A 1,098-nucleotide genomic window follows, 5' to 3' on the forward strand; every position below is an offset into this window, starting at 1 on the left:
CCGGGTGGATCGCTAGGCACCGGATCGCCCCTAAACGGTACCTTGCGCACTGGGCGATCAGCTCGGGAGGGAGACGTTCGTGGCACGGGGAACCGCCAGATTCGACGCCGGCATCCTCAGGAAGCTACGCGCGAGTAGGAAGGTGGACGGCCGCCACCTCAGCGCCGCCGAACTCGCCCGCCTGCTGAAGACGTCCAAGGCCAGAGTCCTCGCCTACGAGCAAGGGACATCGGTTCCGGAACCCAAACGTGTCGCGCAGATGGCCCAGGTCTTCAACGTCCACCCCCGCGAGCTCTATCAGGCCCGCACCGGCAAGGCCGACCAGATCAAAGACCTGCGGTGCTACGCCGGGCTGACCGCCGCCGAACTCGCCAAGGCCGTCGGGGTCAGCCGCACCACGTACCGGGACGTCGAGCGCCTGGCGATACTCCCCGCCAGAGACGACGGAACCCTGCCCCTGAAGATCGCCGAGGCGCTGGGCCTCCCCCTGGCCATGATCCACCGCGCCTTAGACCGCCACCCCGCGGCCGACGAACGGCGCACCGTCATCGCCGGACTTCTGTCCGAGCTCTTCCAACGCGCAGAAGTCCAGCACCACCTCGCCCGCGTCGAGCCGGACGACAAGACGCTCCTGAAGATCGCCGACCAACTGCGCCGCCCTGCGACCATGGTCTCCCGGCTGGTCAACTACGACCTCGGACGGTACCGAGACCTCGTCCGACGGCACGCTGTCGCCCAGGTCAACGTCGCCTACGCGCAGACACCGCGAGCAGCCCAGCAGCTCTCCCGGGAGATCGACGACCTCGCCAAGGAAATCAAGCGCCGCCCCTTCGCCGTCGCCTCCACACAGCTGAAGTTCCTGTCCGAGGCCATGACCAGCCATCAGTGGCGCACCGTGGTCACCCTCATGGTCCCCCACCCCGTCCAGTTCAGCATCGAAGTCTTCAACGCCCTGCAGAACGACCAGGTCTGGGACGGGCTGCACGCCAGAGGCTTCATCGAGCTGGACCTCGAACCAGGAACTTCCGACTTCATCACGGTTCACCTCCATCCCCTGGCCTGGGAAAGCTGCGCCGCCCAGCGGCGCCTCTACGAATG

At 66.9% G+C, this 1,098-nt stretch carries 1 protein-coding gene; it reads left to right on the forward strand.

Going from position 1 to position 1,098, the window contains the following annotated elements; translation table 11 throughout:
• Positions 1–79: 79 nt before the first annotated feature.
• The coding region (locus ACZ7HQ_RS45190; RefSeq protein ID WP_471003395.1) for a helix-turn-helix domain-containing protein at positions 80–1,098 on the forward strand (1,019 nt) is incomplete at its 3' end.

Source organism: Streptomyces sp. NPDC037290 (genome assembly GCF_055603245.1).